The organism is uncultured Tessaracoccus sp. (genome assembly GCF_947286155.1).
Lineage (GTDB): Bacteria > Actinomycetota > Actinomycetes > Propionibacteriales > Propionibacteriaceae > Arachnia.
The window spans coordinates 1-8194 of the sequence record NZ_CAMYPD010000071.1 but is presented as its reverse complement, the minus strand read 5'-3'; the positions used below and the strand labels follow the sequence as shown (position 1 = coordinate 8194).

Genomic DNA, 8194 nt, shown 5'->3' with positions numbered 1-8194 from the left:
ATGACCGCGGGCTCCTGGATCTACATCGCCACGCAGGGCATCCTCCAGGGCACCTTCGAGACCTTCGCTGCCGTCGCGAAGAAGCGCTTCGACGGGTCGCTCGCCGGCACGATCACCCTCACCGCCGGCTGCGGCGGCATGGGCGGCGCCCAGCCGCTGGCCGTGACGCTGAACGGCGGCGTGGTGATCATCGTCGAGGTGGACCGCTCGAGGCTCGAGCGGCGCCAAGCCAAGCGCTACTTGGATGAGATTGCCGACGACCTCGACGACGCCGTCGCGCGCGCCAACCGGGCCGCGAAGGAGAAGCGGGCGCTGTCGGTGGGTGTGGTCGGTAACGCGGCGACGGTGTTCCCCGAGCTGCTGCGGCGTCAGCAGGCAGGCGAGCTGCGGATCGACGTCGTGACCGACCAGACATCGGCGCACGACCCGCTGAGTTACCTGCCCGAGGGCATCACCGTCGAGCAGTGGCACGACGAGGCGAAGCGCGACCCGGAGGACTTCACCGCGAAGGCCCGCGCGTCGATGGCTGCGCACGTGCAGGCCATGGTGGAGTTCCAGGACGCGGGCGCCGAGGTGTTCGACTACGGCAACTCGATCCGGGACGAGGCGCGCAAGCACGGTTACGAGCGTGCGTTTGAGTTCCCGGGGTTCGTGCCGGCGTACATTCGCCCGCTGTTTTGCGAGGGGCTCGGCCCCTTCCGCTGGGCGGCGCTGTCGGGTGATCCGGAGGACATCCGCGTCACCGACCAGGCGCTGAAGGAGCTCTTCCCCGAGAACGAGCACCTGCACCGCTGGCTCGATGCGGCCGAGGAATTCGTCGAGTTCGAGGGGCTGCCCGCGCGCATTTGCTGGCTTGGCTACGGCGAACGCCACAAGGCCGGTCTGCTGTTCAACCGCCTCGTCGCCGAGGGCAAGGTGTCCGCCCCTATCGTGATTGGCCGCGATCACCTCGACTCCGGTTCCGTCGCATCCCCCTACCGCGAGACCGAGGGCATGCTCGATGGCACGGACGCCGTCGCCGACTGGCCGCTGCTCAACGCCATGACCGCGGTGTCGTCGGGCGCCACCTGGGTGTCTATACACCACGGTGGCGGTGTTGGCATCGGGCGGTCGATCCACGCGGGCCAGGTGGGCCTGGCCGACGGCACCGAGCTCGCCGCTGCGAAGCTCGAGGCGCTGCTTACCAACGACCCCGCGATGGGCGTATTCCGCCACGTCGACGCGGGCTACCGCCGCGCCGCCGACGTGGCCGCCGAGCGCGGCGTCCGCATCCCGCTCGAACCGACGATCCGCGACTAAGTAACCCAATATTCACACGCGATTGCGAGAAATGGCCACAACGGCTCATTTCAGCAATCGCGTGTGGATATTGGGTTAGGAAGGCAATTGCATGAGCACTCTCATCACCGGCATTTCCGAGCTCTGGACGGGCCAGGGCAGCCCGATCCACGACGCCGCCCTCGTCATCGACGGCGACACCGTCGCCTGGACGGGCTCCGCAGCCTCCGTGCCTGAGGCCGACGAGCGCGTCGACGTCGGCGGGCGGGCCGTGCTGCCCGGCTGGGTCGATTCGCACACCCACCTCGTCTTCGACGGCGACCGCTCCGCCGAGTTCGAGGCGCGCATGGCCGGGCGCGGCTACGCGGCGGGCGGCATCGCCGTCACCACCGACGCCACCCGCGCCGCCTCTGACGAGCGCCTCCGCCAGCTCGTCGGGCAGCGCGTCCGCGAGGCGCAGCGAGGCGGCACCACCTGCCTCGAAACCAAGACTGGCTACGGGCTCACCGTCGATGACGAGGCTCGCGCAGCCCGCATCGCGCGGGAATTCGTCGACGAGGTCACCTTCCTCGGGGCCCACCTCGTCCCCGACGGCACGACCCCCGACGAGTACGTCGCGCTAGTCACCGGCGAGATGCTGGATGCCGTGCGCCCGCACGTCGCCTGGATGGACGTCTTCTGCGAGAAGGGCGCGTTTGACATCGAGCAGTCGCGTCGCGTGCTCGAAGCCGGGCGGGCAGCGGGACTCGGGCTGCGCGTGCACGGTAACCAGCTGGGGGAGTCCGGCGGCGTGCAACTCGCCGTCGAGCTCGGCGCGGCCAGCGTCGACCACGTCAACTTCCTCTCCGATGACGACGTGGAAGCGCTCGCCGCGAGTGACACCGTCGCGACGGCATTGCCCGCCTGCGACCTCTCCACCCGCATGCCCTTCGCCCCAGTTCGGCGCTTGCTCGACGCCGGCGCCATCGTCGCCATCGCATCCAACTGCAACCCCGGCACCAGCTACACCTCGAGCATGAACTTCTGCGTCGGCACCGCCGTGCTGCAGCAGCATCTCACCCTCGACGAGGCCATCCGCGCAGCCACGGTCGGCGGCGCGAAGGCACTGCGCCGATCCGACGTCGGGCAGCTCACCCCGGGCTTCCGCGCCGACATCCACGTCCTCGACGCGCCCGCCGCCATCCATCTCGCGTACCGCCCCGGTATGCCCCTCACCCACCAGGTGTGGCGCGCCGGCAAGCAGATCGTTCTCCCCAACTCGTAAGGACTTCCATGACCGTCACCTTGTCCACCAGCCCCGTCTCTCTCGACGACGTCATCGCCGTCGCGCGGCACGACGCCCCCGTCGAACTCTCCGACGATGCCCGTGCGCGCGTCGCGAAGGTCCGCGCCGGCGTCGACGAACTCGCGCAGGGCGACACCCCCGTCTACGGGCTGTCGACGGGCTTCGGCGCCCTCGCCGACACCGCGATCCCACAGCCGATGCGCGCACAACTGCAGCGCTCTCTCATCCGCAGCCACGCCGCGGGTACCGGCCCGGAGGTCGAACGCGAGGTGATTCGCGCGCTCATGTTCCTGCGCATCCGCACGCTCGCGAGCGGCCACACGGGTGTGCGCGCGGAGGTCGTCGATGCGTATCTCGGCCTGCTCAACGCCGGCATCACGCCCATCGTGCATGAGTACGGCTCGCTCGGTTGCTCGGGTGACCTCGCACCGCTCGCGCACTGCGCGCTGGTGCTCATGGGGGAGGGGCGTGCTCGCGACGCGCACGGCGTCGAGCGTCCGGTGCCGGAGCTGCTCAGCGAGGCAGGTTTGCACCCCGTCGAGCTCGCCGAGAAGGAGGGCCTGGCGCTCATCAACGGCACCGACGGCATGCTCGGCCAGCTCATCATGGCGCTCGCCGACCTGCGTGAACTCGCGAAGGCCGCCGACCTCACTTGCTCGCTGTCGGTGCAGGCCATCCGTGGCCGCGACACCGTCTTCGCGCCCGAGCTGCACATGCCGCTGCGCCCGCACCCCGGCCAGGCCGCGTCGGCTGCCAACATCTGGCGCCTCCTCGAGGGCTCTCCCATCATCGCCGACGTGGCCCGCGAAGCCTCCCGTGTGCAAGACGCCTACTCGCTGCGGTGTGCCCCGCAGGTGGCCGGTGGGTTCCGCGACACCCTGGACCACGCCCAGCTCGTGGCGGAGCGCGAGCTGGCCTCCGCCATCGACAACCCCGTGATTCTCGACGACGGCACCATCACCAGCAACGGGAACTTCCACGGTGCGCCGGTGGCGTACGTGCTGGACTTCCTCGCCGTCGTGGCTGCGGACCTCGCGAGCATCGCGGAGCGCCGCACCGACCGGCTGCTCGACAAGCACCGCTCCAACGGGCTGCCGCCGTTCCTCGCCGACGACCCGGGCGTCGACTCCGGCCTGATGATCGCCCAGTACACCCAGGCTGGGCTCGTCGCGGAGATGAAGCGCCTCGCGGTGCCGGCGTCGGCGGATTCGATTCCGAGCTCGGCCATGCAGGAAGATCATGTCTCGCTCGGCTGGCACGCGGCCCGAAAGCTGCGCCAGAGCGTCGATGCGCTGCGCCGAGTACTGGCGATTGAGCTCGTCGCCGCCGCACGCGGCATCGAGCTCCGGGCGCCGCTCGCCCCGTCGGAACCGGCGCAGCGAGTGATCGCGGTGCTGCGCGAGCATGTGGGCGGGCCTGGCCCGGATCGCTTCCTCGCGCCCGACATCGAGGCCGCCGTCCAGCTCCTCGCGAGCGGCGAAGTGCTCGCCGCGGCCGGCCCGCTGGAGTAGGCACCGTCGAAAAAACTTCAAAATCCGTACGCAGATGAGCACATACCCCCGAAATCGAGGGGTTAGGTGAATCTGCGTACGGATTTTGAAGTTTGGGCAGCGGATACCCCGTCGGCGATGGAGCCGAGAGGCGGGTTACCGGTGCGCTTCCAGCGGGCGTCCGTGGTCGTCGAGCAGTTCGACGGAGCCCTCCGGGTGCTGCAGCAAGAACACGATGGCGCCCGCGAGTCCGCCCCAGACGATGACGATCGCGGCCACCATCATCACGATTGCTGTGATGCTCATCGGGTGACCTCCTCGGTGGTCTCAGGTGCTGCACGCCGGGCCGGGGGCTCGAGCGGCAGTGATTCGTTGTCGATGATCGGGTTGGCGCGAGCCTCTTCGACGCGGCTGGCGTCGACGAGGCGGTCGAGGATGGGCGGCGGGATGAGGTCTCCGTCGGAATCCACCTTCTGCGCGTTCGACTTCGCAGGCCACGGCAGCAGACTCAGTATGATCGCGACGACGATCAGGCCGAGCGCCATACCCCAACCGAAGGTGTTCACGAAGCCGCGCGGCATGCCGCCGTAGCCCTCGGCGAGCACTTTCTGCAGTTCGCCGATCAAGATGTAGCCCAGCACGACGGGGGCGATGCCGCCCACGAGGAGCTGCCAGACGCGGCCCACCTTGAAGGAGCTCGACCGGTTGAGGTGGTTGCGCAGCGTCGGCAGCGCAGCAAAGCCTGCGGTGAGCGTGACGGTGCTGACGAGGGCTGCTGCGACGATGCCGAAGTTGTTCACGAACGCGTCCATCACATCCAGCAGGTTGAGGCCGGTGGTGGTGGGGAACAGCAACAGCGACAACAACGCCATGGGGATTCCGACGATCAACACGCCGGGGACACGGGCGAGACCGAACTTGTCCTGGATGGCGGCGATGATCACCTCGAGAATAGAGATAAGCGAAGTGAACGCGGCGAACGTCAGCGACCCGAAGAACAGGATGCCGATGACGGCGCCGAGTCCGCCGGCCTGGCTGATGATCGTCGGGAACGCGATGAAGGCCAAGCCAATGCCGGAGCCGGCCACCTCGTCGACGGGCAGATTTGCTTGCTGGGCCATGAAACCGAGGGCGGCGAACACGCCGATGCCCGCGAGGAGCTCGAAGGAGGAGTTGGCGAAGCCGACGACGAGGCCGGAGCCGGTGAGATCGGTGTCTTTCTTCAGGTATGACGAGTAGGTGAGCATGATGCCGAACGCCACTGACAGCGAGAAGAAGATCTGGCCGTAGGCGGCGACCCAGACGCTGGAGTCGGTGAGCGCGCCCCAGTTGGGGGTGAAGAGCGCGTCGAGGCCGCCTGCCGCGCCAGGCAGGAAGAGGCCGATTACAACCAGAGCGATGAACATCACCATGAGGATGGGCATGAAGATCACCGACGTGCCCGCGATGCCCTTCTGCACGCCCAATGCCAGCACGCCCACGACGGCCACCCAGACGAGGATGAGGGGGATGAGCACGCCGGGGACGAACTCGAAGCCAAGGTGGGCATTGTCGGCGCCGATCGACTGGGTGTAGGTCTCTATGAAGAAGGTTCCCGGGTCGGTGCCCCACGCTTGGTTGAAGGAGAAGATGAAGTACTGCGCGGCCCACGCCAAGATCACGGCGTAGTAGATGCCGATGATGACGCAGATGAGCACCTGCCACCAGCCGATGGGTTCGGTGAGGCGGTGCAGACGTCGGAATGATAGTGGTGCTGATGCGCGGTAGCGGTGGCCGATGGCGTAGTCGAGCAGCAGCAGTGGGATGCCCGCAGTGAGCAGCGCGATCACGTAGGGAATGATGAATGCGCCGCCGCCGTTGCTGTACGCAACGTACGGGAAACGCCAGATGTTGCCGAGACCGACGGCAGAGCCGATCGCGGCCAGGATGAAGGCCGTGCGACCAGAGAATGCGCCGCGGTCAGCTTTGACTGCGGGAGTTTCGGACATGTGTTCCTCCAGGAGATGGTTGATCGAGAACCTACCCCGCTTTCCAGCACGTGAGACTTTGGTCCCGCTACGTGGACGTCAGCCGTCGGATCTCGTCTGCAATGATGCGCCAGACCGACTCGTCGCGCATGGGGGCGAAGTGTCCACCACGTTCGAGGTCGATTAGACGCGCGCCGGGCAACCTCGTCGACTCCCTGTCCACCACCTGATCCCACTTCGGCGCGAGGCTCGTGATGCGGGCGTTGACTCGGGTCTCGGCCGCGATCAGCGCCAGCTGCTCGCTCCCGACGAACAGGTTCGCCAGTGGTGTGCGGCCGGCCCATGGCAGGCGTTGGAGCGGGGCGGCCAGCCCCGAGCCCGCGAACGGTGTTGCCACAGTGACCATGCCGCTGAAGCGACGTTCGTCGTCGCGGAGGAGGGCGAGCTTGCCGATGATGCCGCCCTTGGAGTGCCCGACGATCACCGCGCCCTCCAGCCCTTCCGCGGCTGCCAGCTGGAGAACCTCGTCGGCGGAGGCGTCGAAGGGGCGGAGGTTGAAGCCGAGGCGTTTGACGTAGTGGACGGCGTGTCCCTGCTGTTGGAGATAGCGTCCGAGGGGGAGGAGGTAGCGCCAGGGCTCGAGGACGCCTGGGATGATGATGACGGGGGCTGGTCGCGGGTTCGGGCCGGATGCCCTGTCAGCCGCGAGTTGTCGTCGGAGGAGGGAGAGGCCGGCTGCGGTCATGTCGCGGGCCGCGCGGCACCAGTCGGCGGCCTCGGCGAGCCACGTCCGACGATGCCCGCGCATCACAGCTGGGCCTTGAGATTGGCTAGACCCTCGGCCTCGGCCTCCTTGTCGTGGACACCGGCGATGCGGAGAATGTTGGCGGTGAGCGCGTCGGCATGTGTGGCCATCATGTGGTGCGCAGCGTTGGGCATTTCGCGCATGATGGTGCGCTGTCCGCCGGCTGCGGCGCGCAGCTGTGCGAGGAAATCGCGGGGTGCGACGTAGTCGTGGCTGGCGCGGATCAGGATGAGGTCGGCGCGCACGTCGCGGATTCGCTCCTCCATGGGGTAGTGGAGCATCGCTTTGGTTTGTCTCCACAGCCACGACGGGGCCATCTGGACGTATCCGACGCACGCCCGCCACACCGCCGCGAAGGGTTCGTGCCACGAGGTTCGCATGAAATGCGCGAGGAGTGGGCCGAGTTTCCTCGCCGACGGTGGCACCACCGGTGCGAGTAGCGCTGCGGCGTCGGCGAGCTCGGGGTAGCGCGCCAGGGCTTCCACCACCACCTGTGTGCCCATCGAGTGGCCCACCAAGACCACCTTGCCAAGGTGCAACTGGTCCACGACGTCGCGCAGCACGCGGGCGAGTCCGGAGATGGTGAGCTCGCCGTCGGTTTCGGCGGTGCGGCCGGCGCCGGGGAGGTCGAAGACGACGACGGGAGCGTGCTGCGCGAGTTCTTGGATGAGGGGCTCGAAGTAAAACCCTGATACGCCGAGGCCGTGGACGAGGACGAAGGTCGGGCGCGTGGCGGCCGCGCCGTGCGGCGTGGTGCGCAGCACCTGGAAGCTTGTGCCGTCGCACTCGATACGTTCCCAGCACACGTCGGGATGATCGTCGTGGGCCATCGCCGCCCCTTCCCTGCCATCAAGCGCGTTGCTGGAGACGGAAAACGCCCCCGGCGGGGGGGGGCGCTTCCAGCGGAGGATACGAGATTCGAACTCGTGAGGGCGTGAACCCAACCCGCTTTCCAAGCGAGCGCCATAGGCCTCTAGGCGAATCCTCCAAGGGGGGACTCTACCTGACGAACAACGCGCCGGGCAAAGCAGCGGGGCGGGAAGGCGTCGTCGGTTGTTCGTCGTCGTTGGGGAAGCGGGCTGCGATGCGCTAGGCTGGACGTTGGTTCCTCGCGCGGCGGTATCTCGCCCAACTCCCCCAGGGTCGGAAGGCAGCAAGGGTAAGTGAGCTCTTCCGGGTGCGCGGGGAGCCCCTTTTTTGCGCTGGGCGTGTGTCTGGCCGGCGCGCCGTCTGCCTGGCGCGGGCCCCGTCGGGCAGGTGCAACCTGTGCGGCTCAGTTGCGGTGTTATGTCTCAGGACATCGGTGACAGTTTTGTGTGTGTTGGTGGTGACACTTCGATGGGTGGATGAGTAAAAATGTGCCTGTTGA

General features: G+C 67.8%; 7 protein-coding genes, 1 tRNA gene and 1 other RNA gene. 4 read left to right on the top strand and 5 right to left on the bottom strand.

Going from position 1 to position 8194, the window contains the following annotated elements:
- From Q0X68_RS12575 to hutH, 3 genes are all read left to right on the top strand, one after another.
- Positions 1 to 1299 (top strand): urocanate hydratase (locus Q0X68_RS12575; RefSeq protein ID WP_297752403.1); only part of this gene is annotated, 1299 nt, incomplete at its 5' end.
- Positions 1300 to 1390: 91 nt separating this feature from the next.
- Positions 1391 to 2542, top strand: a complete 1152-nt coding sequence (gene hutI, locus Q0X68_RS12570; protein WP_297752400.1) for an imidazolonepropionase — start codon at positions 1391 to 1393, stop codon at positions 2540 to 2542.
- 8 nt (positions 2543 to 2550) lie between these two features.
- Entirely contained in the window at positions 2551 to 4074 is a 1524-nt protein-coding gene (hutH, locus tag Q0X68_RS12565; RefSeq protein WP_297752397.1) for a histidine ammonia-lyase, read from the top strand.
- A gap of 135 nt (positions 4075 to 4209) precedes the next feature.
- Here hutH and Q0X68_RS12560 read toward each other — a convergent pair whose 3' ends face one another.
- The 5 genes from Q0X68_RS12560 to Q0X68_RS12540 form a co-directional block, all read right to left on the bottom strand.
- Entirely contained in the window at positions 4210 to 4359 is a 150-nt protein-coding gene (locus tag Q0X68_RS12560; protein WP_297752394.1) for a methionine/alanine import family NSS transporter small subunit, read from the bottom strand.
- Positions 4356 to 6041 carry a sodium-dependent transporter gene (locus Q0X68_RS12555; protein WP_366128387.1) on the bottom strand — a complete coding sequence of 562 codons (1686 nt, stop codon included), beginning with the start codon at positions 6039 to 6041 and terminating at the stop codon, positions 4356 to 4358. The genes Q0X68_RS12560 and Q0X68_RS12555 overlap by 4 nt, the downstream gene beginning before the upstream one ends.
- A gap of 67 nt (positions 6042 to 6108) precedes the next feature.
- Positions 6109 to 6831: a hypothetical protein gene (locus Q0X68_RS12550; protein WP_297752390.1), complete on the bottom strand. Its 723-nt coding sequence runs from the start codon at positions 6829 to 6831 to the stop codon at positions 6109 to 6111.
- Positions 6828 to 7655, bottom strand: coding sequence for an alpha/beta fold hydrolase (locus Q0X68_RS12545; RefSeq protein ID WP_297752387.1), 828 nt, complete (start codon positions 7653 to 7655; stop codon positions 6828 to 6830). The genes Q0X68_RS12550 and Q0X68_RS12545 overlap by 4 nt, the downstream gene beginning before the upstream one ends.
- A 73-nt stretch (positions 7656 to 7728) precedes the next feature.
- Positions 7729 to 7813 (bottom strand) — tRNA-Ser (locus Q0X68_RS12540).
- Positions 7814 to 7925: 112 nt separating this feature from the next.
- Between Q0X68_RS12540 and ffs the strand changes: the two genes are divergently transcribed.
- Positions 7926 to 8022: signal recognition particle sRNA small type (gene ffs, locus Q0X68_RS12535), an RNA gene on the top strand.
- The last annotated feature ends 172 nt before the right edge of the window (positions 8023 to 8194 follow it).